This is a genomic window from Buchnera aphidicola (Acyrthosiphon lactucae) (genome assembly GCF_005083565.1).
GTDB lineage: Bacteria > Pseudomonadota > Gammaproteobacteria > Enterobacterales > Enterobacteriaceae > Buchnera > Buchnera aphidicola_AH.
Map to the genome: position 1 here is coordinate 487,781 of NZ_CP034891.1, position 24,808 is coordinate 512,588.

The following is a 24,808-nucleotide window of genomic DNA, read 5'->3' on the forward strand; positions in this document are numbered from 1 at the left end:
CAGATGAATTAAAAAAAAAATAATGCATAAATTAAACTCCTTTTATATTTTTTTAGGAGAAGATCTTTTCTTATTAGAAAGAAATCAAGATTTAATATTAAATTTTGCATATAAAAAGGGATTTTCAGAAAAAGTGATAATTGATATAGAAAAGGATAAAGATTGGGAAAAAGTGATTTTATTTTATAAAAATAAAAATTTATTTTTTAAAAAAACTACTTTAGTCGTTAATTTTCTTATAAAAAAATTAAATATTGTTTTAGTTAAACATATTCATGAAATATTTTCTGTTTTAAATCTAGATATATTAATCATATTAAAATTTAATCATTTATCTCGTTTTATTGAAAAGAATAAATTTTTAAACAAATTTAAAAAATTTAATATAGTTTCTTGTTTTACACCGTATAATTTACATTTTATTAATTGGATCAAATATGAAATTCAAGAAAAAAATATAAATATAGAAGAAAAAGCATTTCTTTTATTATGTAAATACTATGAAGGTAATACTTTATTTATATATAAAATTTTAGATATACTATTAATAACATGGCCCAATAGTTGCATCACAGTAGAAAAAATAAAAAAAATTATTATTGATTTTTTTGATTTGTCTCCATTACATTGGATTAACTCTATATTTCAAGGTCAAATAGAAAAAGCTATTTATATACTAAATCATTTTTGTAAAAAAAAATACAACCCGCTTATTCTAGTACGTTCTTTACAAAAGGATTTATTTAAATTAATTTATATTAGACGTGAAAAAACAATAATTACTAATTCACTATTAGATAAAAATAATATTTGGCATACTAGATATAAATTTTTTAAAAATGCTTGTAAAAAAATTAATAATAATAGTTTGTTAAAAGCTATTAAAATACTTGTAAAAATAGAAATAAACATTAAAAAAAAATATAATACTAACGTTTGGAATCAACTACAAGAATTAACTTTAACATTATGTAACTAAGACCCTATATATTAATAAAAAATGGAAAAATTACATGCAATATTTGGTGGAAATTTCGATCCTATTCATTATGGACATATTTATTCTGCTGAAAAATTAGCCAAAGAAATATCTATAGAAAAAATAATATTTTTACCAAATAACTGCCCCCCTCATAGAGATAAGACTAAAACATCGATAATAGATAAAATAAAAATGATTAAACTTGCTATTCAGAATAATCCTTTATTCCAAATAAGTTATTTAGAAACAAAAAAAAATAATTTTTTTTATACTATAGATACATTAAAAAAAATTAGAAAAACAATAAGTTATTCAAGACCTTTGTGCTTTATAATAGGAGAAGATAACTTAAAAAAATTCTATCTCTGGAAAGATTGGAAAAAAATATTATTATATTGTCACCTGTTAATTTGTCCTAGAAAACATAAAAAAAATGATATTATTAAAAATAATAATGAATTTAAAAATTGGATCTATTCTAATACAGTATACGATTTTAACTTACTACATCAGAAATCATTTGGTTTAATTTTTTTTTCAAAAACATCTCTTATTAATATTTCTTCAAGTAAAATAAGAAAAAATTATTCTACGGGCGTAAGTTCTTGTGCACTCTTGCCATCTATTGTAAATAATTATATTTTATCAAAAAAATTATACTGTTATAATTAATAATATTTTTACTTCTTTATTGGATGTTTTTATAAAACTTAAACAAATAATGTGAAATATATTTAATAAAAAAATGAAAAAAAAAAAAATATTATATTGAATCTAATTGGACTACGATGTCCAGAACCGATTATGGTCATAAGAAAAACAATTCGTAATATAAAAAAAAATGAAAAAATATTAGTTTTATCAGATGATCCGGCAACTAAAAGAGATATTCCAAACTTTTGTTATTTTATGGAACATCAATTATTAAAACATGAAATAACAATCAAACCTTATCGTTTTTTGTTAAAAAAAGGATTGTAAATTTTGAAAAACATTTCTAATAATAATTAAATATTTAATATATACACTTTAAAATTTAATATATAATTATTATATATTAAATATAGTGTATATATTTTAAAAAATCTATTTTCTAATAATATAAAATATATTAAAGATTAATTAATATATTTAACATTCTTCTTAAAGGTTCTGCAGCACCCCATAAAAGTTGGTCTCCGACAGTAAAAGCAGATAAATATTTTTTACCCATGTTTAATTTTCTTAAACGACCTATTGGGATATCTAATGTATTAGTTACAGCAGATGGAGTTAATTTTAATAATGTATCTCTTATATTATTTGGAACAACATTAACCCACTGATTATGATTTTCAATAATTTCTTCAATATTTTCTAAAGAAAGATCTTTTTTTAATTTAACAACAAATGATTGACTATGACAACGAAGCGAAGCTATTCGTACACATATACCGTCAATTAAAATATTATTTTTAGTTCCTAAAATTTTATTAGTTTCAGCTTGACCTTTCCATTCTTCTCGACTTTGACCATTACTCATTTCTATATCGATCCAGGGTATTAAGCTACCAGCTAATGGAACAGAAAAATTTTCGACAGGAAAATTCAAACTTCGAGACATTTGAGTTACTTTATGTTCAATATTTAAAATTGAAAGAGAATCTTCTAATAAATCTTTTGATACAATGTTATATAGCATTCCCATTTGATTTAATAACTCTATCATATGACGTGCACCTGCACCAGATGCCGCTTGATAAGTAGATATAGAAATCCATTCAATTAGTTCTTTTTCAAATAAACCTCCTAAAGACATAAGCATTAAACTAATAGTACAGTTACCTCCTATAAAAGTTTTAATCCCTTTTTTTATAGAACTTTGTATAAAATGATAATTAATAGGATCTAAAATAATCACAGAATCACTGTTCATTCGTAAATTAGAGGCAGCATCTATCCAATAACCCTTCCAAGCATTTTTTCGCAATTTTGGATAAATTTCTTTAGTATAAATACCTCCTTGACATGTAATTATAATATCCATGTCTTTTAAAGCATCAATGTTATAAGCATCTTCTAGAATATTAGAAGCTGAATTATTTATAATAGGACTATTTTGACCAGATTGAGATGTTGAAAAAAAAACAGGTTTGATTTTTAAAAAATCATTTTCTTCTTGCATTCTTTTTAATAAAACTGATCCAACCATTCCACGCCAACCAACTAAACCTACAATTTTCATAATCAATAAATACACGGATAATTTACATTAATAATAATATTTATTAAAACTATTAATAAACATATTTAAAGTAAACTTTTTTCCGGCTCCTAAGAATAATCAGTAAAAGAACATTAATTAATAATTAAAAATTTTATATAAGAAAAATATATACTCTCTAAAGATATAAGAGATTTTTAATAAAAATATTAAAATATAAAATTCTATTTTAATTTTAAATATACTATAAAATCATAATTTTATATTAGAAAAAATATTTTATATAAGAAAGAGCATAACTTTAAAAGGATAGAAAGAATTAAAATGACTGAAATAATCTCTACAACTATATTATTAGTTCTAATTATGGATCCTTTAGGAAATCTTCCAATATTCATGACAATATTAAAACACCTAGAAGCAAAAAGACGAAGAATTGTAGTTATACGTGAAATGATTATAGCATTAATTGTTATGCTATTATTCTTATTTGTTGGAGAAAAGATACTTATTATTCTAAATTTAAAAACTGAAACCGTTTCAATATCTGGAGGTATTATTTTATTTTTAATTGCTATTAAAATGATTTTCCCTTCTGAAGAAAACAATAGTAATGATGTTTCTTCATATGAAGAACCTTTTTTAGTTCCTTTAGCTATTCCATTAGTTGCTGGACCATCTTTATTAGCAACATTAATGCTTCTATCGCATCAATATTTATATCATATGTTTTATTTAGTTGGATCATTACTAATTGCATGGTGCTTTACTGTTATAATATTATTATTATCTGGTTTATTTTTAAAATTATTTGGTGCAAAAGGTGTTAATGCTTTAGAACGTCTTATGGGTTTAGTTTTAATTATGCTTTCTACTCAAATGTTTTTAGATGGAATTAGAGCATGGTTTAAAAATTAGAATATATTATTTCTTTAAGAACCTGTTATCAGTAGAATAACAGGTTAAAATAAATTTTTTTTAAAAATATAAAAAAATTAAGAAAAATTACATACAAATTACTGTAAAAAGGTATGATTATGACTATAAAAAAAATAACTGAAATAAATATAACTGGAAAAAGAGTTTTAATAAGAAGTGATTTAAATGTTCCTATAGAAAAAGGAGTTATTCAATCTGATGCAAGAATTTTAGCTTCTCTTCCTACTATTGAATTTGCCATTAAAAAAAACGCGAAAGTAATTATTATGTCTCATTTAGGACGACCAAAAGAAGAATGTTATACAAAAGAATATTCTTTATTCCCTATATTTGAATATTTTAAAAAAAAATTTAATTATACAAAAATATATTTTTCCGATAATTTTTTAGAAGATGTTCAACTTAATTCAGGAGAAATTGCAATTTTAGAAAATACTCGTTTTAATAAAGGAGAATTAGATAACCATGACAAACTATCTAAAAAATATTCTAATATTTGCGATATATTTGTAATGGATGCATTTGGAAGTGCACACAGAATGCAATCATCTACTTACGGCGTAGGAAAATTTGTTAAAGTTGCATGTGCTGGACTTCTTCTAATAAATGAAATAAATGCTTTAAAAAAAGCGTTAAAAAAACCAAAACGTCCAATGGTAGCTATAATTGGAGGCTCAAAAGTATCAACTAAATTTAATGTATTAAACAAATTAGCTACAATTGCAGATACAATAATAGTTGGAGGAGGAATAGCAAATACTTTTTTAGCTATTGATTATAAAATAGGAAAATCACTACATGAACCAGATTTTATATTTGAAGCTAAAAAATTACGTGATAAGTACAATATTATTGTACCAATCGATTCACGTGTGGGGGAAAATTTTTGTAAAAATGAAAAATCTATAATTAAATTACCTAATAATATTACAGAAAATGAAGAAATTATGGATTTTGGTGATAAAAGTATTGAAAAAATTATTCATATTCTTAAACAATCTCAAACAATTATTTGGAATGGACCAGTTGGAGTATTTGAATTTCCAAATTTTAGAAAAGGCACTGAAATGATTGCAAAAACAATTGCAGATAGCCATGCTTTTTCAATAGCAGGAGGAGGAGATACATTATCTGTGATTGATATGTTTAATATAAAAAATAATATCTCTTATATTTCAACTGGAGGAGGAGCTTTTTTAGAATTTATAGAAGGGAAAAAACTACCTGCAATACACATGTTAGAAGAACATTTTAAAAAACAAATAAATAATTAATAGGAAAAAAATTGAATATTTTAAATATTATTAAACCAGGTGTTATGAATGGTAATGAAGCTCGCAAAATATTTGAATTAGCCAAAAAAAAACAATTTGCAATACCAGCTATAAATTGTATAGGAACTGATTCTATTAATAGTGTTTTAGAAACTGCAGCTAGAGTAAAATCCCCAGTTATCATACAATTTTCTTATGGAGGAGCTGCTTTTATTGCAGGTTATAAAAATAGGTTATCAATAAATCATGAACAAGCAATAAAAGGATCTATATCTGGTGCTCAACATGTACATTTAATGGCAAAATATTATAAAATCCCGGTAATACTTCATACTGATCATTGTCCGAAAGAAACGCTGTCATGGATTGACGGACTACTAGAAGTAGGCGAAAAATATTATTATAATAATAACAGACCTCTTTTTACTTCTCATATGATTGATTTATCAAAAGAAATTTTACAAGAAAATATTTCTATTTGTAAAAAATATTTTAAAAAAATGAAAAATATTAATATGATGTTAGAAATAGAATTAGGATGTACAGGAGGAGAAGAAGATGGTATTGATAATACTACAATAGATAAAAAATTACTTTATACACAACCTCAAGATGTAAATTATGCTTATGAAGAATTAAGTAAAATTAGTAAAAATTTTAGCATTGCTGCTTCATTTGGTAATATACATGGTGTTTATCAACCGGGAAATATTGATCTTAGACCTATTATTTTAAAAAATTCACAAGAATTAGTAAGTACTAAACATAATTTGAAAAAAAATCCATTAAATTTAGTATTTCATGGAGGTTCAGGTTCAAATTTAAAAGAAATTAAGGAATCAATTAAATATGGCATTGTTAAAATGAATATTGATACTGATATACAATGGGCAGCATGGAAAGGTGTATTAAACTTTTATAAAAAAAATAAAGAATTTTTACAAAATCAATTAGGAAATAAAATTGATAAAAATAAACCTAATAAAAAATACTACGACCCAAGATCATGGATAAGAAAATCACAAGAATCAATGTCAGTTAGATTAGAGAAATCATTTAAAGAATTAAATTCTTGTAATATTTTATAAAAATTTTTATCAAAAATTTTAACTATATTCCGGGGAATAAATAAAATATTCTCCGAAAAATCACTTTATTGAAATATATACTATGTATTAAAATAAATAACTATAATTTTTTTTAATTAATAAAAAAATATACAGAGATCATAATGGACGAATTAAATGTAGTAAATGATATCAATCATGCAGGAAATTGGTTGATACGTAATCAAGAATTATTACTTGGATACATAGTGAATCTGACATCTGCTATTATTATTTTAGTTTCTGGAATGTTTATATCTAAAATCATATCAAATGGAGTTAACCAAGTATTAATTACTCGTAATATTGATGCTACTATTGCTGGTTTTCTTTCTGCATTAATGCGATATATTGTTATTACTTTTACACTCATTGCTGCATTAGGTCGAATTGGAGTACAAACAACATCAGTAATTGCTATATTAGGAGCAGCTGGTATGGCAATAGGTTTAGCTTTACAAGGATCTTTATCTAATTTTGCAGCCGGTGTGTTATTAGTAACACTTAGACCATTAAAAACTGGAGAATATGTCAATTTAGGAAATGTTTCAGGAACTGTATTAAATATTCACATTTTTTATACGACACTTCGTACTTTAGATGGGAAAATTGTAGTAGTTCCTAATAATAAAATTATTTCTGGTAATATAATTAATTATTCAAGAGAACCAGCACGTCGTAATGAATTTATTATAAGTGTCTCTTATAATAGTGATATTGACTTGGTCATAAAAATTTTACGAACAGTAATAGAAAAAGAAGATCGAGTTATTAAAGATAGAGATATTATTGTCGGTCTTAGTGAATTAGCTCCATCTTCTTTAAATTTTATAGTTCGTTGTTGGAGTAAAAATAACGATTTAAATTCAGTATATTGGGATTTAATGGCTAAATTTAAAAAAGAATTAGATAAAAATAATATTAATATTCCTTATCCTCAACTAGATATACATGTTTATAAAAAAAAATAAGATAATATAAAAAAATAAATAAAATTTTAAAAAATTACTAATTTATTTAAATAATAGGTAGTTATGTTTACGGTTTATAAATCAAATTCACTAAATATACTATTATTAAAAGCATATAATATTATTCAAAAAAAACCTCTTTCTAATATTTTAGAAAAAGATATTTTTATTTATGATAATAAAATACTATTTCAATACTTAAATGTATTTTTTGCTGAAAAAATAGGAATTTCTGCTAATTTTAAATTATATCATCCTAATGATTTTATATGGAAATTATTTCAAATCATTTTATCTAAAAAAGATCTAAAAAATACATTCACGCATTCTATGATGATATGGAAAATCATGAAAGTTTTAGATAATGAGGATTTTTTAAAAAATTCTAATAAAAAAGACGATAAAATTCAAAAATTTAAATTTTCATTTTTAATGGCGAATATATTTGAGCAATATATTTTTTATCGTCCTAATTGGATTAACGAATGGGAAATAGGAAAAAATATATCAATAATTGATCAAAATAAAAAATGGCAAATAAAATTATGGATGAAAATAATATATAATATAAAAAAAACAAATCAATCTATTCATCATTTTTCAAATTTGTTTTATAATTTTAAACAATTAATTAAAGAAAAAAAAATAAAAAAAAAATATTTACCTGATCGTTTTTTTATTATTTCTTCTTTTTCATTACATCCTTCTTATATAAAAATATTTAAAAAAATAAGCGCATATATTAATATTTACTTTTTATGTATTACACCATATAAAAACAATATATTTCATTTGATTGAAAATAACAAAATTTGTTTAAATAAAAAAATCCAAGAAAAAGATGTATTTAGTGATTCACTCATAACATTATGGGGGCAATACGAAAAAATTTATGCTTTATATATTATTAAATCTAGAAAAACTAAAATAATTAATTGTTTTCAAAAAAATAAAAATAACAATTTACTAAATATTATTAAAAATGATTTTTTTCACGGTAATAAATTAATAAAAAAAAAAGATTTTTAAAATTAACAGATAATTCAATTTCTATTAATATTTGTTTTAATAAAAAAAATGAAATAGAAGTACTATATGAGAAATTATTAATATTTTTAAATGAAAATCCATCTATAAATCCTGGTGATATCGTTGTTACTTCTTTTTCCATTGATGAATATACTTCATATATTCAATCAATATTTACATCAGCAGATGATAAAAAACAAATTCCTTTTTTTATATCTAAAAATTTTTCAAAAAAAACTGAAATAATACTATCTTGTTTTAAAAAAATATTAAATTTATCAAATAGTCGTTTCGAAAACGAAGAAATATTAGAATTACTCGATATTCCTGAAATAGCAAAAAAATTTAATTTTTTAGAAGAAGAGATAAAAGTTTTATATAATTGGATAGAAGAAACAAATATTCGATGGGCTATTGATGATAAACATAAAGATTATTTATCTTTTCCTAGAAATAAACAAAATACATGGTTTTATGGTATAGAAAAATTACTTCTTAGCTATGCAATGAATGATACGAAAGTAATTTGGAATGATATTTTATCATGTAGTTTAATTAATGGTTCTAGAGCAGAGCTTATATCAAAATTAATTATATTTATAAAAATTCTAAAAAAATGGCAAAGAAAATTATCAAAATCACAACATCTTAAAGATTGGCATTCATTATCTGGAAAATTAATTAGTGACTTTTTTTACCCTAGTAAAAAAATAGAAAAATCCATTCGGATAATTCAAAAAAATTGGATAGAAATGATAAACGAGAGTTTATTATCAAATTATTCAAAAAAAATTTCAATTAACATACTGAGAAAAATTTTTTTTTATAAATGTTTTAATACTAATAAAAAAAAATTTTTACCTGGTGTAATAAATTTTTGTCATCCTACAGCTGTATGTTATCTTCCATTTAAAGTAATATGTATTATTGGAGCCGATCATTTAAGTATTCCAAAAACAAATTATTTAGATAATTTAAATTTATTAAAAAATTATCCATTAATTGGAGATATTGATATTTATCAAAAATATTGTTACTTATTTGCCCAAAGTATATCCTGTGCTGAAAAATATTTTTATATCAGTTATATTGGATATTCTATTAAAGATGAAAGTAAAAGATACCCGTCAGTTTTAATTGACCAATTGTTAAATTATATAGCATTTAATTTCTGTTTTATAGGAGATAAAAATTTAAGTTTAGAAGATAATACTAAAAAAATAATTAAACATCTATGCAAAAAATATAAAAAAGAACATTTTTATAAAAAACAAAATATAGATTTCTTTAAAAAAAGAAATTTACAAAATTTTTTTCAACATCCAGATGAAAAAATACATTATAAAAATTTATTAGAAGAAAAGAGTTGTAATAAAATCAATTTAAAAGATTTAATAAATTTTTGGAAAAATCCGATATGCTATTTTTTTAATTTTAATTTAAAAATAAAATTTAATAAAAAAAAACAACAAATTCATACAACAGAACCTTTTCTAGTAAATCAATTAGATTCTTTTAAAATAAAAACTATTATATTAAATAAAATAATAAATAATCAAGATACAATGGAATTATTTCAACATTATCTTCTTTCTGGAAATTTACCTTATAATTTTTTTGGCAAGATATTTTGGAATAAGAATATTCAAGAAATGACCCTTATAGCAAAAGAAGTTATGAAATATAGAGTTTTAACAGAAGAAAAAAAAATTAATTTAAAAATAGAAAAATACCAAATAAATGGTATTTTATCTGAAATACAAAATACAGGTTTACTACGTTGGAAACCAAATACTATTAATTATAGTGATCGTGTTAGCTTATGGTTAGAACATTTAATTTACTCTGTATTAGACGGTCGTGGAGAAAGTAAAATAATAGGCTATAAAAATCAAATCTGGTCTTTTTCTTCTTTAAATTCTATTACAGCATATACTTATCTTTTACGATATATAAAAGGATATATAAAAGGTATAAAAAAACCTTTATTATTAACAAAATCAGGTGCATCTTGGCTTGATCAAGTTTATGATTTAAAAAATAATTTTATTAAAAACGACTGTTATACACAAAGAAAAGGATATAAAAAATTATTAGAAACTTGGATAGGAAATGATTATATTGAAGGAGAAAAAAAAGATTTTTATATTCAAAAAACAATTACACAATTGAACCAAAAAAATATAAAAAAAATTTGTGAAATAGCTCAAAAATGGCTAATTCCAATATTAAAAAATAAAAAAAAATAAAAATATAATAAGATGAATATTACTAATATAAAAAAAAAACTCGATATATTTAAAATATTTCTTAATGGAGTAAATTTAATAGAAGCTTCAGCAGGAACGGGAAAAACTTTTACAATTGTATTGTTATATTTACGTTTATTATTAGGTATAGGAAAAAAAAATATATATAAAAAAAAGCTTTTAGTGCATGAAATACTAGTAGTTACCTTTACTAATACAGCAAAAGAAGAATTATATATACGTATTAAAGATGGTATTCAAAATCTATATTTAACTTGTATAAATAAAAAGAATAAAAATCCTCCTTTTGATTTTTTTTTAAAAGAAATTAATAATATAGATGAAGCTATTTATATTTTAAAAAAAGCAAAAAATAACATAAACGAATCTTGCATCTATACAATACATGGTTTTTGTCAACATATATTAGAATTGCATACTTTTCATTTAAATTCTATTTTTGAAGATAAAATAATTGATGATGAAGATAATTTATATTTACAAGCTACACAAGATTTTTGGAGACGTTCTTTTTATAATTTACCAGAAGATATTATTAATATTATTCATCAAGATTATAAAAATCCAAACGATCTTTTAAAAAAGATAAAACCATTTTTTCATGTACAGTTAGTTAATTTTCCTGAAAAAATTTTAAACAATAAAAAAATAATTATTTCTCATAAAAAAAACATAAAAAAAATAAATTTTTTTAAAAAAATATGGTTAATTTATTATCAATTTATACCCAAAGAAATTGATAATCTAAAAATAAATAAAAAAATATATAGTAATTTTAATCTTTCTAGATGGATTAATGATATTACAATATGGGCAAAATCTGAAACTAAAGATTATGCAATTCCACTTTCATTAAAATATTTTACAAAAGAAAATATAAAAAAAAATACAACTAATAATATCTGCTCAAAATATATTATTTTTGAAGAAACTGAAAAAATATTAACAAAGAAATTTTCGTTAAAAAATATTATTATTATATACGCTATAAAAAAAATTAATGAATTTTTACTAAAAGAAAAGAAAAAAAAATCATTAATAGGATTTAATGATTTATTAAATATACTCTTAAAATCTGTAAAAAAAGAAAAATATCTTAGAAATTTAATAAGAAGAAAATACCCTGCAGTATTTATTGATGAGTTTCAAGATACTGATATTAAACAATATAAAATATTTGATCGTTTATATAAAAAAAACAAAAAAACAGTATTATTTCTTATTGGAGATCCCAAACAAGCAATATATAGTTTTAGAGGTGCGGATATTTTTTCATATTTATATGCCAAATCTAAAATTAAAACATACTATTATCTTGATACTAATTGGCGTTCTTCAATAAATATGTGTAAAAGTATTAATTTTTTATTTTCTCAACATAAAAATCCATTTATTTTTAATAATATTTCATTTACACCTATATTGCCTTCTCATAAAAACTCAAGTATGAACTTTACGATCAATGAAATTATTCAAGTTCCAATGAGATTTTTTTTACAAGAAAAGGAAGAAGTGCATATTGATGATTATCAAGTTTGGATTTCAAAACAGTGTGCAAATGAAATTAGTTTTTGGTTAACTTCCGCAAAAAAAGGAAAAGCTAAGATTACAACTAAAAATGGAGAAAGAATTCTCAAGGCTAACGATATTGCTATATTAGTAAGAAATAAAAAAGAATCTAATCTAATTCAAAACGAGCTAAAAAAACTTAATATCATTTCAATATACTCATCTGAAAAAACGAGCATTTTCCAAACTTTTGATGCTCAAGAATTACTATGGATATTAGAATCTATTTTAGAACCTGAAAATGAAACATTATTAAGACAATCAAATTCCACACATATTTTCAAAAAATTATCATCTATAATGAAAAAAAAATCAATAAATGAAAATTCATATTTTTTAATAGAAAAATTATACGAATACCAAGACATATGGGAAAAAATAGGAATTTTCTATATGATTAAAACTATAATATTAGAATATCAAATAAACTCTAATTCTATAGAAATAAATGAACATTATATAAAAAATTTAAATTTTTTACATATAGCAGAATTATTACAAGAACAATTTCAATATTTTCAGAAAAAAACATCTCTAATTAGTTGGTTTCAAAAAAAGATATTACAAAAAACAAAACCATTACATAATGAATATATTAGATCTTTTAATCAAAATATATCTGTTAAAATTGTTACTATACATAAATCGAAGGGATTGGAATATCCTATTGTTTGGATACCTTTTAGCATAGATTTTAAAAAATCACTATTACCTATTTATCATGATAAAAAAAATTTTAAAACATATTTTGATATAAAACAAACTAATGAAAGTTTATCTATAGCAGATGAAGAAAGATTAGCAGAAGATATAAGATTTTTATATGTTGCACTTACAAGAGCAATTGTGCATTGTAGTATTGGGATAGCATGTGTAATAAAAAAACATAAAAAAAATAGAAATAATAGTGATATTCACAAAAGTGGTTTAGGATACACTATACAAGATGGTAAATCTATGAATTACAAAAACTTATTTAATCAATTAAAAAAAATAAGCATGAATAATTTTATAGAAATAAGACATAATACAGAAAATTTTGAATTACCTATAGAAAAAAAAATAATTTATTTAATACGAAAAACAAATTTTTTAAATGAAAAAATCAGAAATCTTTGGAAAATAACAAGTTTTACACAATTAAATAAAGAAAATAAATTATTAACAATCAACAAAAAAGAAACTATTTCAGAAAAATCTTTAATACAAAATAAGAAAAAAAATAATAAATTTCCAACAATACATAACTTTCCAAAGGGAGAAAATACTGGATTGATGATTCATGAAATATTAAAAAATTTACCTTTTTTAAATGAAAAAAATTATAATTGGTTTTCTGATATTTTAAACAAATATAATATTTCTTTAAAATGGACTGAAATATTAATATCTTGGATAAAAAATATTATTAATACACCTATCGGTAATAAAAAAATTATTTTATCAAAAATAGAAAAAAAATCATGTATAAGAGAATTAGAATTTTTTTTACCTATAAAAAATAAATTATACAGTACAGAATTAAATAAAATTATACAATGTATTGATCCTATATCTATTCTTTCTCCAAAATTATTTTTTAATCCAGTTAAGGGAATATTAAAAGGATTTATTGATTTAGTTTTTTTTTGGAAGAAAAAATATTATATATTAGATTATAAGTCTAATTGGTTAGGAAAAAATAATAGTTTTTATTCTAATGTGCATATAAAAAAAGAAATGATTAAAAAAAGATATGATTTACAATATCAAATATACACCATAGCAATACATAAATACTTGCAAAAAAAAATAAAAAACTATAATTATAAAGATGATTTTGGTGGTGTTTTTTATATTTTTTTGCGAGCAGTAGAACCTGAACAAAAAAATAATGGAATTTTTTATTCTATTCCAGATTATTCACTAATAGAAAAAATAACTACTTTAATTTCATAAAAATATGATTATATTATTAAAAAAAGCTGTAAAATTAAAAATTATACGTCCAATTGATTTTTATTTTTCTCAATTTATCGCAGAAAAAAATATTGTTGTAATGTTAGTTGCAGCTTGCATAAGTTATGAAAATAGTCAAGGACATATCTTTCTACCTATTAAATATTTTGAAAAAAATTATTTTTTTTCTAGTTCAAATAAGAAATTAATAAAAAAAATATTAATAATTTTAGAAAAAAAAATAAATTGGTCCTTAGAGTTATTAAACCATCCATCTGTGGGTAATGGTTATATTCCTACACCTTTAGTGTTATATAAAAAAAAAATATATCTTTATAAAATGTGGAAATCTGAAAATAATATTTTAAACTATTTATATACAAAAAAAAATCAAAATAAAATTAATCAGAAAAAATGTTCCAAAATATTAGACAATTTATTTCCTGGTAAAAGAAAAAATTTTCAAAAAATAGCAGTAGCACTAACTTTAATAAATCAGATAACATTTATTGTAGGTGGTCCTGGAACTGGAAAAACTACTACTATATTAAAAATCATAATTGCATTAATTAAAAATGCAAAAAAAACAATTAAAATTCAGTTATCTGCACCAACAGGAAAAGCAACAACACGTTTAACAGAAATAATAAAAAATAATATCTTTAATCTATATTTCTCCGAAAAAGAAAAATGTTCTCTTCCATCTAGAGCTAAAACTATACATCAATTATTAGGAATCCAAAAAATATCGCAAAATAGTTTTTTTAATAAAAATAATTTATTAGATTTAGATGTTTTAATTATTGATGAAATTTCAATGGTAGACATTTTAATGATGGAAAAAATATTATTTTCAGTTTCAAGCAATACTAAGTTGATTTTTATAGGAGATCATAATCAATTATGTCCAGTTGAATCATGTTCTATTTTAAGAAAAATTTGTTGTTATGCTGATAATGGATACAGTTTTAAAACTATAATCAACATCGAAAAACTTACACAATATAAATTGTCAAAAATAATAAATAAAACAACAACAGCGTTTATCAGTAATAGTATATGTCTCTTGAAAAAAAACTATAGATTTGATAAAAGTTCAGGAATTTATACATTATCAAATGCAATTTGTAATAAAAAAATAAAAATTATTAAAAATTTATTTAAGAATTCAATAAAAAATGTTTTTTTTTATGAAACTAATTCCACTCAAAAATATATAAAAATGATTGAAAATATTGCTTTAAACTATCAAAATTTTTGGGAAAAAATATACAAAAATGAAAATATGAAAGAAATAATAAAATCTTTTCAAGATTATCAGGTATTATGTGTATTACATGATGGTTTGTTTGGTGTAAATACCATAAATAAAAAATTAGAAGAAAATATGTATCAAAGAAATATAATAAAATATTTTTATATCAATGGACAAGAGTGGTATATAGGAAAACCTATTATTATTAATAATAACAATAAATTTTTAGATATATTTAATGGAAATATAGGTATTACTAATATTAATAAAAATGGTACTTTACAAGTATCCTTTTTAAAAGAAAATAATAAAATTACTAATATTCCTGTAAAAATTTTAAGAAATTACAAAACTGCTTGGGCTATCACAGTACATAAAGCACAAGGTTCAGAATTTATGAATACAGCTTTAATATTACCAAATTTTAATTCAAATATTTTAAATAAAGATATTTTGTATACTGGTATAACAAGATCTCGAAAAATATTAAGTATTTTTTCAGAAAAAGAAATTTTTATAAAAACTGCTCTTAAAAATACAGAAAAAATAATATTTAAATAATAATATTTTTTTAAGATATCTACGAATATTTTAAATTAAGTCAATCGTAAAATTTTTGCAATACGCTAATAATTATACGTTTTCTTCTTACTTTCCAGAAAAACTTCAATATCAACTAAAATCAAATCTCTTTCTTAAAACTAATAAATACTTTTAGTTATTAATACAAAAAAATCTTTTCTAGACACATTGTCTTATACTGAATTTTGATTTTTTTTAATAATTAATTTTCATAAAAAGAATTTTTACAATCAGATAAACAACTAAGTAAACCATTTTCCCTACTTTTTCTTTTAAAAAAGGATATAATGCTGTATAAACAATAGTGAAATTATCATATTCAATAATAGTAAATTTATCTACTTTTATTTCTAATTGTTTTCGTGATCTACAAAGTAAAATTTCTTTTTTTCTAAAGGATGAATCATTTCTAATATTTCTCTAATATCATTGATACTAGCTCATCTTATTTTTTTCTGCTAATTTCAAAACCATCTGAGTACTAATTCCATGATAAGAAAATAATTTTTGCAATAGTGCTCTACTTTTATAAGCTTTTATCGTATTCCTTAAAAAACAAAAAATTGGAGAAATATAATGACCTATTTTCCAATTTTTTAATTGTATTATTTATATTAGTAGGTAGTAATTCAGAAATAATTTTGTCTTTATCATTTATAAATACTTGATTACTAAAAAACCTATCATTTTTTCTGCTTTTAATTCAATACTAATTTTAGTTGCTATCTCTTCAGAAATTAAATTAAAACTTTCTCCTGTTATAGAAATACAAACTGGACTAATTGAAACTATAAATCCATTTTTTAATTGATAATTAATTGCATTTTCATTAATTCTTCTAATTCGACAACTATGATAATAATCTATACCATCATCAATTTCTAGTGGTTGCACAATAATAAAATTGCGACTGACTACATTAATATTTTCTGCTTATAGTGAAGTATTAGTTAACGTTATAGATAAACAAGCTGTAATATCAAATTTCAATCTTCCTGCTTCTTTCTTAATTTATTCTAAAGAGTCTGAATCAGTGATTCGTATATATTTATGATAATTAATTTCAATATTTTTTCTTTTAAACTAGAATTAATTTAAAGACAAGCGCTTTAGACTAATATTAAACAAATACTTAAACGATGTAATAATCCTATATCATTAATGATACGAGAATAATTTTCATGCTTAATGGTTTCGTCAAATAACAATATTATTATAAATATTTTACCGCAATGAGCATTAATATAAGGAACGCTGTGACGAAAATCTTGAACTAATTCAGTATCACGTTATTTCATAACAATCCCCTTGCATTTTTACTGCAATCTATATATTATTTTTTATTAATATAATTTTAATTATCTAAAAAAGATTAAAATATTGGAAGGTTTTTTTTAAAAAGGTGGGATTAAATTAAATATTTTAAATATAAATATTTTTTAACTGGTTGCGGGGGCTGGATTTGAACCAACGACCTTCGGGTTATGAGCCCGACGAGCTACCAAACTGCTCCACCCCGCGTCTTTATTGAATTGTATATTACACTGTTATAAAAAAAATTGCAATAATTTTTATCAATTAAATATTTAGTTAAAAATATTTTATAACTTAACACTGTTAATTTAACAAAAATGAAGAAAATAATAATTATAATAATATTTTTCAGTTTAATTCTTTCATTTGTACAATCATACGCACATATAGCTATCAATCAAGGACAACAATATAAAAAAAAACTAATACAAGATTTTACAAAAATAAAAAAAATAAATATTGAAAAAAAAATAGTTAATTCAAAATCATTTCTCATTCAAATAGAAAAAATCAAAAAATATTCTCCATCTTTATACTCAAAAAATGAATCACTTTATAAAGCAATTTTAAATTGGTTGAAAAATAACTCAAATATTAATAAATTCAACCAATTCGGAATTAATTTATTTCAAATGAAAGGAATAGATAACTATGGTAATGTTAAAATAACTGGATATTATACACCAATAGTACAAGCGAGAAAAATTCAAAAAGATGAATTTAAATACCCGATATATTCAATGCCTTATCATTTAAAAAAAAATGCACTTTTACCAAATAGAAAAGACATATATAATGGAGCTTTAGATAAAAAATATATTTTAGCTTATAGTAATTCGTTAATAGATAACTTCATTATGGAGATTCAAGGAAGTGCGTTTATAGATTATGGAAATAATAAAAAATTAACTTTTTTTAGCTATGCTGGTAAAAACGGTTGGCCCTATAAAGCAATTGGACAAATTTTAATTAATCGAGGTGATATACAAAAAAAAAATATGTCTATGCAATCTATTAAAAATTGGTTTAAAAAACATACAAAAAAAGAAATACAAAATTTACTTGAAGAAAATCCATCTTTTGTGTTTTTTAAAAAAACAAAAAAAAAACAAGTATATGGTGCAAGTGCTGTTCCATTAATAAATCAAACATCAGTAGCATCAGATACTTCTATAATAAAAAAAGGTAGTGTAATATTATTACAAACACCACTACTTGATAAAAATGGAATATTTATTAAGAAATATGAAATGCGTTTAGTAATTGCATTAGATGTGGGAGGTGCAATAAAAGGTCAACATTTTGATATGTATGAAGGAATTGGTAAAAAAGCTGCTGTATCAGCAGGTTTTTATAATCATTATGGATATGCTTGGATATTAAATAATCAGTAATTAATAATCTTAATTCTTAAAATAAATAAGTATAAAAAATATGAATAAAGTTCAATCAGGAATCACAGCTAAAAATGCATCTATTGCTATAATAATTTCGAGATTTAATGAATTTATTAATCATAACTTATTATCAGGAGCATTAGATACTTTAAAAAGAATAGGACAAGTGAATGAAGAGAATATTTTAATAGTATATGTTCCTGGAACATATGAAATACCAACTGTGGCAAGTTATATCGCAAGTTCTGGTAAATATGATGCTATTATTGCTATAGGAACAATTATAAAAGGAGATACTGATCATTTTAAACATATTGCTAATGATACTAGTAACAGTCTTTCAAGAATTAGTACTCAAAATTTTTTACCTATTACATTAGGAATATTAACAACAAAAAATATTGAACAATCAATTGAAAGATCTGGAACAAAAATGGGTAATAAAGGTTCTGAAGCTGCTCTAGCTGCATTGGAAATGATTAATATTATGAAAAAATTAAAAAAAATACTATAATATTAAATATGTTATATTAAATATATATTTTAAAATTTAACGATAAAAATGAAATGTAATGAATTTGAAATTATCTTACGATATTTTCAACGAAATCAAAAAAAAGATTTTAATGAAATAAAAGGAATTGGAGACGATAGTGCTTTAATTAAAATACCAAAACACAATATTCTTGCAATTAGTACTGATACACTAGTCGAAAACACTCATTTTTTCAAGAATATATCTCCTAAAGATTTAGCATATAAAACAGTAGCAGTGAATCTTAGCGATCTTGCTGCAATGGGTGCTGATCCAAAATGGACAACCCTATCTATTACAATGCCCAACTCTGATATTATATGGTTAGAAAAATTTAGCAATAGTTTTTTTAATATATTAAACAAATATAATGTACGATTAATTGGTGGTGATACAAACCGTGGTCCATTAAGTATTACCTTGAGTATTTATGGATTACTAGAAGAAAATACAGCATTGCTAAGAAGTAATGCTAATACAGGAGATTTAATTTATGTAACTGGAAATCTTGGAGAAAGTGCTGCTGGTTTATTTTTAATTAAAAATAAATTTTTTATAAAAAATTTAAACATACAAAATTATCTAATTAAAAAACATCTAAATCCTACACCTAGAGTTTTTGAAGGAATAGCTCTTAGAAAAATTGCTAGTGCAGCTATTGATATATCAGATGGATTACTTTCAGATTTAGGTCATATATTGAGTAGTAGTCAATGTGGAGCAAATATCAATTTAAATAAAATTCCTATTTCAAAAATTTTAATTGATAATTTCACACATCAAAATTATTTAGATTGGGCATTAAATATAGGAGAAGATTATGAGTTATGTTTTACTATAGCAAAAAAAAATATTGAAAAACTCAACTTAATCAAAAAAAATTTTTCAGTTAATTTTACATGTATTGGACGTATTACACCTATAGAACAAGGTTTTAATTTATTTTACAATAAAAAGAAAATTTTCTTTAAAAAAAAAGGCTTTGATCATTTTAATTAAAAAAAATTTTTTATAAAACATACAAAAAAATATGCTGGTTAAAAATGAATGATACATTTTACATGAAAAGAGCAATAGAACTAAGTAAGTTAGGCCAATTTACTACAGCACCTAATCCTAATGTAGGATGTGTAATCGTAAAAAATAATATTATTGTTGGAGAAGGATGGCATAAAAAGACAGGAACTAATCATGCGGAAATTAATGCATTAATTATGGCTGGAGAACAAGCACAAGGAGGAACAGCTTATATAACATTAGAACCATGTAATTATTTTGGAAAAACTCCTCCTTGCTGTGATGCTCTTATTAAAGCGGGTATTAATCGTGTTATAATTTCTAATATAGATCCTAATCCTAAAGTTTCTGGTAATGGAATTTTATATTTAAAACAACATGGTCTTTCTGTAAAAATAGGTTTATTATCAAAAGAGTCAAAAAAATATAATAAAGGGTTTTTTAAAAGAATGCAAACCGGTTTACCATGAACACAACTTAAATTAGCTATTTCAGTAGATGGAAGAATTGCTATGAAAAATGGTGATAGCCAATGGATTACTTCAAAATATGCACGTCAAGATGTGCAAAAATTTCGAGCAAAAAGCTCAGCAATTCTAAGCAGCAGTGCTACTATTTTAAGTGACAATCCTTTACTAAACGTTCGTTATCAGGAATTTGATAAGGAAACGCTATCTATTTTTCCTCATAAAATATTTCAACATCCAATAAGAGTAATTATAGACAGTAAAAATCGTGTTCAACCATCACATAAAATTATTAAAACAAAAGGAAAAGTTTGGTTGATAAGATTAAAATATGATAAAAAAATATGGCCTGAAAATACCAAACAAATTATAGAACAAGCATATAATAAAAAAATTGATATCTTTTCTCTTTTGAAATTTCTAGGAAAATCAGAAATCAATAATGTCTGGATAGAAGCAGGAAGTAGTTTATCAGGATTTTTATTAAATTCATGTTTAATCGATGAATTAATTTTATATATGGCACCTAAAATATTAGGACATGAAGCTAAACCATTATGTATGATTTATGAAAAATTAAAAATATCGAATGCTCTTCAATTCAAATTTCAAGATATATGTAATATAGGTCCTGATATAAGATTAATATTATCTCCTAAAAAATATAATAATAATATATAAAAAAAGAGAAATTTTATTTATGAAGCCATCTTCTCGAAGAGAAGCACGAGTATGTGCCTTACAAATGTTATATTCTTGGGAAATATCTCATAATAACATTAAAGAAAGTGCTATCCAATTTTTAAAAGAAAAAAATAAAAAAAATATTGATATTGTGTACTTTTATGAGTTAATTACTGGAATTACATACGATTGTAAAAATATAGATAATTTAATAAAACCTTTTTTATTTAGATCTTTAAAAGAATTAGGACATATTGAAAAAGCAATTCTTAGAATTTCATTCTATGAATTACATAAAAGAAATGATATACCTTATAAAGTATCTATTAATGAAGGTATTGAATTAGCTAAATTATTTGGTTCTGAAGACAGTCATAAATTTATAAATGGTGTTTTAGATAAAGCTGTATTTAAAATGGGATATAATAAAAAAATTATTTTTACATAATAGTTTTATCTATATTATTTTTTTAACCAATGAAATATTTGTTTATAAATTCCTTCTGCATCTAATTGATAATCATGTCTAATTTCTTCTTGAGTACCTTGTGGTACAAATATATCTGGTAAGCCAATATTTAACACTGGCAGGAAAATCTTATTTATCATAATCAATTCATTTACAGCACTGCCTGCACCACCAGAAATTACGCCTTCTTCAAGAGTAATAAAAAATTTGTGTTTAGAAGATAATTTTAAAATCATTTTTTTGTCTAAAGGTTTAACAAAACGCATATCTACTAATGTTGCATCTAAATTATCTGCTGCAAAAAAAGCATTTTGTAATAAAGTACCAAAGCTTAAAATAGCTATTTTTTTACCTTTTCTTTTTATTAAAGATTTTCCTAATTGAATAGTATTCATAGGCATTAATAATGCTCCAATACCATATCCTTTAGGATATCTTACTACACTAGGACCTTTATTATACATGTAACCAGTATAAAGCATTTGACGACATTCATTTTCATCACTAGGCGTCATAATAACTATCCCAGGAATACATCTTAAATAAGCTAGATCAAAAATTCCTTGATGAGTCTGCCCATCATTCCCAACAATACCTCCTCTATCAACAGCAAATAAAACAGATAGTTTTTGTAATGCTATATCATGTATAAGTTGATCATAAGCTCTTTGCAAAAAAGTAGAATAAATAGAAACAACTGGCTTATAACCACTGATGGCGAGACCTGCAGCAAAAGTAACTGCATGTTGTTCAGCAATAGCAACATCGAAATATTGATTTGGGAAAAGACGAGAAAATTTCAACATTCCAGAACCTTCACACATTGCAGGTGTAATCGCTATTAATTTTTTATCAAATTCAGCTATTTCACATAACCAAGAACCAAAAACATCTGAATAACTAAGGAATTTTGAAGTTGATGAATTGTTAGAAGATATTGCATGCCATTTAATAGGATCTAACTCAGCAGGAAGATAACCTTTTCCCTTTTTAGTTACAAGATGTAATAAATAAGTACCTTTTTTATTTTTTATTTCTTTTAATATGTTAATAATAGAAAAAATATTATGACCATCGAATGGTCCTAAATATTTAAATCCTAAATTAGAAAATATTGAGTTAAAAGTGATACAATTATTTTTAATTTTTTTATTTTTATTAAAAAGTTGTTGATAAAGTAAATGTGTTTTTTTTCTATTTTTTTTAGTATTTTTAATACTTCTTAACATCTTTAAATGATTATTCAAAAATCCTACATTTTTTGAAATAGACATTTTATTATCATTTAATATAACTAATAAATCGGATTGTATTTCTCCGGCATGATTCATAGCTTCAAATGCTAAACCTCCAGTAATTGCTCCATCACCAATAATACAAATAGTTTGTCTATTTTTACCTTCTTTCCCAGCTGCAATAGACATTCCTAAACCTGCAGAAATTGAAGTAGAAGAATGACCAACACTTAAAGCATCATATTTACTCTCTTCTCGACAAGGAAATGAATGTAATCCATTTTTTTTCCTAATAGTACTAATTTTGCTACTTCTTCCAGTTAGTATTTTATGAGGATATGTTTGATGTCCTGTATCCCACAATAAATTATCAAAAGGAGTATTATAAACATAATGAAGTGCTACAGTAATTTCTACTACACCTAATCCAGAAGCAAAGTGTCCTTTAGAAATAGTAACCATATCTAATAAATATTCACGCAACTCAAAGCACAGTTTTGGTAACTGTTCAACCGTTAAAAGTCGTAAATTTTCTACTGAATTAGCAAAAGATAACATTGGATATTTTTTAGAATTAGAATTCATTAGGTGCCCATCATTAAATTTATTTAATACGTTTAATTATAAATTTTGTTAATTTTTTTAACATATTAGTATTAAAATTTTTTTTTTTAAACTCTCTAATGCTAAAAATGATTTTTCATATAGATTTTTTATTTTCTTCCTAGATTTATCTAAACCTATTATTAATGGATAGGTGTTTTTTTTAATTATTTTATTATCCTGTACTTTTATACTATCTTTTTTAAAATCTAAAATATCATCTTGAATTTGAAATGCTAAACCAATAGAACTGGAAAATAAATCTAATATTGATAATACAGATTGAGAAAAATTGCTAGAAGATAAGTATACTAAACGTACAGAAGCACGCATTAAAAAAGCAGTTTTATAAAAATTAATACTTTGTAATTCAGATAGACTTAATTCTTTTTTTTCTGATTCTAAATCTAAGTTTTGACCTATACACATTCCAGAAGAACCAATAGAACTAGATAATTCAGAAATCATTTTTATACGTTTGAAATTAGATACATTTGGCATAAAACTTTTTGATAAAATATTAAATGCAAGACTCTGTAAAGCATCACCAGCAAGCAAAGAAGTGCTTTCACCATATTTTATATGACAAGAAATTTTACCTCTTCTAAAATTATCATTATCCATACAAGGTAAATCATCATGTATTAAAGAATATGAGTGAATACATTCAATAGCAGTAGATATAACATCTAACGTAACTATGTTTATTTGAAAAACTTCTCCAGTTAAATATACTAAAGATGAACGTAATCTTTTACTTTCTGAACAAACACTATATTTCATAGCTTTTAAAAGATTTGATTTTTGAAAAGGTAACTGATTTAATGTATAAAATAACTTTTTATTTATACGATTTTTATACATCTTGTATAAATTTAAAAAATGCATAGTTAAACACCTAAAAAAAGCGAATATTTAATTATTTATAAAAAAACATAATATATATATTGTTTATTAAATTTAATTATA

The 24,808-nt window shown here is 22.6% G+C and carries 18 protein-coding genes, 1 tRNA gene and 2 pseudogenes; 16 read left to right on the top strand and 5 right to left on the bottom strand.

What is annotated here, in order from left to right; genetic code table 11:
• The first annotated feature begins 22 nt into the window (after window positions 1-22).
• From holA to tusA, 3 genes are all read left to right on the top strand, one after another.
• A complete protein-coding gene (holA, locus tag D9V61_RS02260; protein ID WP_158339617.1) occupies window positions 23-979 on the top strand; it encodes a DNA polymerase III subunit delta in 957 nt (318 codons plus the stop codon).
• Window positions 980-1,000: 21 nt separating this feature from the next.
• A complete protein-coding gene (gene nadD, locus D9V61_RS02265) occupies window positions 1,001-1,654 on the top strand; it encodes a nicotinate-nucleotide adenylyltransferase (protein WP_158339618.1) in 654 nt (217 codons plus the stop codon).
• A gap of 90 nt (window positions 1,655-1,744) precedes the next feature.
• Entirely contained in the window at window positions 1,745-1,963 is a 219-nt protein-coding gene (gene tusA / locus D9V61_RS02270; RefSeq protein WP_158339619.1) for a sulfurtransferase TusA, read from the top strand.
• A 130-nt stretch (window positions 1,964-2,093) separates the two neighbouring features.
• On the opposite strand, the gene asd is transcribed toward tusA, so the two are convergent.
• The gene (gene asd, locus D9V61_RS02275) at window positions 2,094-3,206 is read right to left on the bottom strand and encodes an aspartate-semialdehyde dehydrogenase (protein WP_187308775.1); all 1,113 of its coding nucleotides are present in this window, start codon (window positions 3,204-3,206) and stop codon (window positions 2,094-2,096) included.
• 303 nt (window positions 3,207-3,509) lie between these two features.
• Between asd and D9V61_RS02280 the strand changes: the two genes are divergently transcribed.
• The 8 genes from D9V61_RS02280 to recD all read left to right on the top strand — a co-directional run bounded on the left by D9V61_RS02280 (window position 3,510) and on the right by recD (window position 16,097).
• Complete coding sequence (locus D9V61_RS02280) at window positions 3,510-4,103, top strand: YhgN family NAAT transporter (RefSeq protein WP_158339620.1); 594 nt, start codon at window positions 3,510-3,512, stop codon at window positions 4,101-4,103.
• Window positions 4,104-4,222: 119 nt separating this feature from the next.
• The gene (locus D9V61_RS02285; RefSeq protein WP_158339621.1) at window positions 4,223-5,398 is read left to right on the top strand and encodes a phosphoglycerate kinase; all 1,176 of its coding nucleotides are present in this window, start codon (window positions 4,223-4,225) and stop codon (window positions 5,396-5,398) included.
• An 11-nt stretch (window positions 5,399-5,409) separates the two neighbouring features.
• Entirely contained in the window at window positions 5,410-6,486 is a 1,077-nt protein-coding gene (gene fbaA, locus D9V61_RS02290; protein ID WP_158339622.1) for a class II fructose-bisphosphate aldolase, read from the top strand.
• Window positions 6,487-6,629: 143 nt separating this feature from the next.
• Window positions 6,630-7,475 (top strand): small-conductance mechanosensitive channel MscS, encoded by an 846-nt coding sequence (gene mscS, locus D9V61_RS02295; protein ID WP_158339623.1) that lies wholly within the window; start codon window positions 6,630-6,632, stop codon window positions 7,473-7,475.
• A gap of 63 nt (window positions 7,476-7,538) precedes the next feature.
• On the top strand, window positions 7,539-8,504 hold the full coding sequence (locus tag D9V61_RS03185; RefSeq protein WP_261979458.1) for an exodeoxyribonuclease V subunit gamma: 966 nt from the start codon (window positions 7,539-7,541) through the stop codon (window positions 8,502-8,504).
• Between the two features lie 506 nt (window positions 8,505-9,010).
• On the top strand, window positions 9,011-10,753 hold the full coding sequence (locus D9V61_RS02300) for a hypothetical protein (protein WP_315984405.1): 1,743 nt from the start codon (window positions 9,011-9,013) through the stop codon (window positions 10,751-10,753).
• Between the two features lie 12 nt (window positions 10,754-10,765).
• Entirely contained in the window at window positions 10,766-14,281 is a 3,516-nt protein-coding gene (gene recB, locus D9V61_RS02305) for an exodeoxyribonuclease V subunit beta (RefSeq protein ID WP_158339624.1), read from the top strand.
• Between the two features lie 4 nt (window positions 14,282-14,285).
• The gene (gene recD / locus D9V61_RS02310) at window positions 14,286-16,097 is read left to right on the top strand and encodes an exodeoxyribonuclease V subunit alpha (protein WP_158339625.1); all 1,812 of its coding nucleotides are present in this window, start codon (window positions 14,286-14,288) and stop codon (window positions 16,095-16,097) included.
• Between the two features lie 65 nt (window positions 16,098-16,162).
• On the opposite strand, the pseudogene argA reads toward recD, so the two are convergent.
• Together argA and D9V61_RS02320 are read right to left on the bottom strand one after the other, a co-directional pair.
• Window positions 16,163-17,362: pseudogene (argA, locus tag D9V61_RS02315) on the bottom strand (amino-acid N-acetyltransferase).
• Window positions 17,363-17,562: 200 nt separating this feature from the next.
• Window positions 17,563-17,639, bottom strand: a tRNA-Met gene (locus D9V61_RS02320).
• A gap of 110 nt (window positions 17,640-17,749) precedes the next feature.
• Here D9V61_RS02320 and mltA point away from each other — a divergent pair.
• From mltA to nusB, 5 genes and pseudogenes are all read left to right on the top strand, one after another.
• Window positions 17,750-18,826, top strand: coding sequence for a murein transglycosylase A (gene mltA / locus D9V61_RS02325; protein WP_158339626.1), 1,077 nt, complete (start codon window positions 17,750-17,752; stop codon window positions 18,824-18,826).
• A 40-nt stretch (window positions 18,827-18,866) separates the two neighbouring features.
• Window positions 18,867-19,343 carry a 6,7-dimethyl-8-ribityllumazine synthase gene (ribE, locus tag D9V61_RS02330; protein WP_158339627.1) on the top strand — a complete coding sequence of 159 codons (477 nt, stop codon included), beginning with the start codon at window positions 18,867-18,869 and terminating at the stop codon, window positions 19,341-19,343.
• A 48-nt stretch (window positions 19,344-19,391) separates the two neighbouring features.
• Window positions 19,392-20,363, top strand: coding sequence for a thiamine-phosphate kinase (gene thiL, locus D9V61_RS02335; protein ID WP_158339628.1), 972 nt, complete (start codon window positions 19,392-19,394; stop codon window positions 20,361-20,363).
• Window positions 20,364-20,407: 44 nt separating this feature from the next.
• Window positions 20,408-21,529: pseudogene (gene ribD, locus D9V61_RS03190) on the top strand (bifunctional diaminohydroxyphosphoribosylaminopyrimidine deaminase/5-amino-6-(5-phosphoribosylamino)uracil reductase RibD).
• Between the two features lie 19 nt (window positions 21,530-21,548).
• A complete protein-coding gene (gene nusB / locus D9V61_RS02350) occupies window positions 21,549-21,980 on the top strand; it encodes a transcription antitermination factor NusB (protein WP_158339630.1) in 432 nt (143 codons plus the stop codon).
• Between the two features lie 14 nt (window positions 21,981-21,994).
• On the opposite strand, the gene dxs is transcribed toward nusB, so the two are convergent.
• Window positions 21,995-23,821: a 1-deoxy-D-xylulose-5-phosphate synthase gene (gene dxs / locus D9V61_RS02355; RefSeq protein WP_158339631.1), complete on the bottom strand. Its 1,827-nt coding sequence runs from the start codon at window positions 23,819-23,821 to the stop codon at window positions 21,995-21,997.
• 57 nt (window positions 23,822-23,878) lie between these two features.
• A complete protein-coding gene (locus tag D9V61_RS02360) occupies window positions 23,879-24,727 on the bottom strand; it encodes a polyprenyl synthetase family protein (protein WP_158339632.1) in 849 nt (282 codons plus the stop codon).
• Window positions 24,728-24,808: the final 81 nt, after the last annotated feature.

Bases quoted from the DNA above. Each gene is read 5' to 3' on its own strand.
- D9V61_RS02280 (WP_158339620.1), top strand. From the start codon at position 3,510: ATGACTGAAATAATCTCTACAACTATATTATTAGTTCTAATTATGGAT.
- thiL (WP_158339628.1), top strand. From the start codon at position 19,392: ATGAAATGTAATGAATTTGAAATTATCTTACGATATTTTCAACGAAAT.
- recB (WP_158339624.1), top strand. From the start codon at position 10,766: ATGAATATTACTAATATAAAAAAAAAACTCGATATATTTAAAATATTT.
- D9V61_RS02300 (WP_315984405.1), top strand. From the start codon at position 9,011: ATGAATGATACGAAAGTAATTTGGAATGATATTTTATCATGTAGTTTA.
- dxs (WP_158339631.1), bottom strand. From the start codon at position 23,821: ATGAATTCTAATTCTAAAAAATATCCAATGTTATCTTTTGCTAATTCA.
- holA (WP_158339617.1), top strand. From the start codon at position 23: ATGCATAAATTAAACTCCTTTTATATTTTTTTAGGAGAAGATCTTTTC.
- ribE (WP_158339627.1), top strand. From the start codon at position 18,867: ATGAATAAAGTTCAATCAGGAATCACAGCTAAAAATGCATCTATTGCT.
- recD (WP_158339625.1), top strand. From the start codon at position 14,286: ATGATTATATTATTAAAAAAAGCTGTAAAATTAAAAATTATACGTCCA.
- asd (WP_187308775.1), bottom strand. From the start codon at position 3,206: ATGAAAATTGTAGGTTTAGTTGGTTGGCGTGGAATGGTTGGATCAGTT.
- D9V61_RS02360 (WP_158339632.1), bottom strand. From the start codon at position 24,727: ATGCATTTTTTAAATTTATACAAGATGTATAAAAATCGTATAAATAAA.
- mscS (WP_158339623.1), top strand. From the start codon at position 6,630: ATGGACGAATTAAATGTAGTAAATGATATCAATCATGCAGGAAATTGG.
- nadD (WP_158339618.1), top strand. From the start codon at position 1,001: ATGGAAAAATTACATGCAATATTTGGTGGAAATTTCGATCCTATTCAT.
- nusB (WP_158339630.1), top strand. From the start codon at position 21,549: ATGAAGCCATCTTCTCGAAGAGAAGCACGAGTATGTGCCTTACAAATG.
- D9V61_RS02285 (WP_158339621.1), top strand. From the start codon at position 4,223: ATGACTATAAAAAAAATAACTGAAATAAATATAACTGGAAAAAGAGTT.
- mltA (WP_158339626.1), top strand. From the start codon at position 17,750: ATGAAGAAAATAATAATTATAATAATATTTTTCAGTTTAATTCTTTCA.
- D9V61_RS03185 (WP_261979458.1), top strand. From the start codon at position 7,539: ATGTTTACGGTTTATAAATCAAATTCACTAAATATACTATTATTAAAA.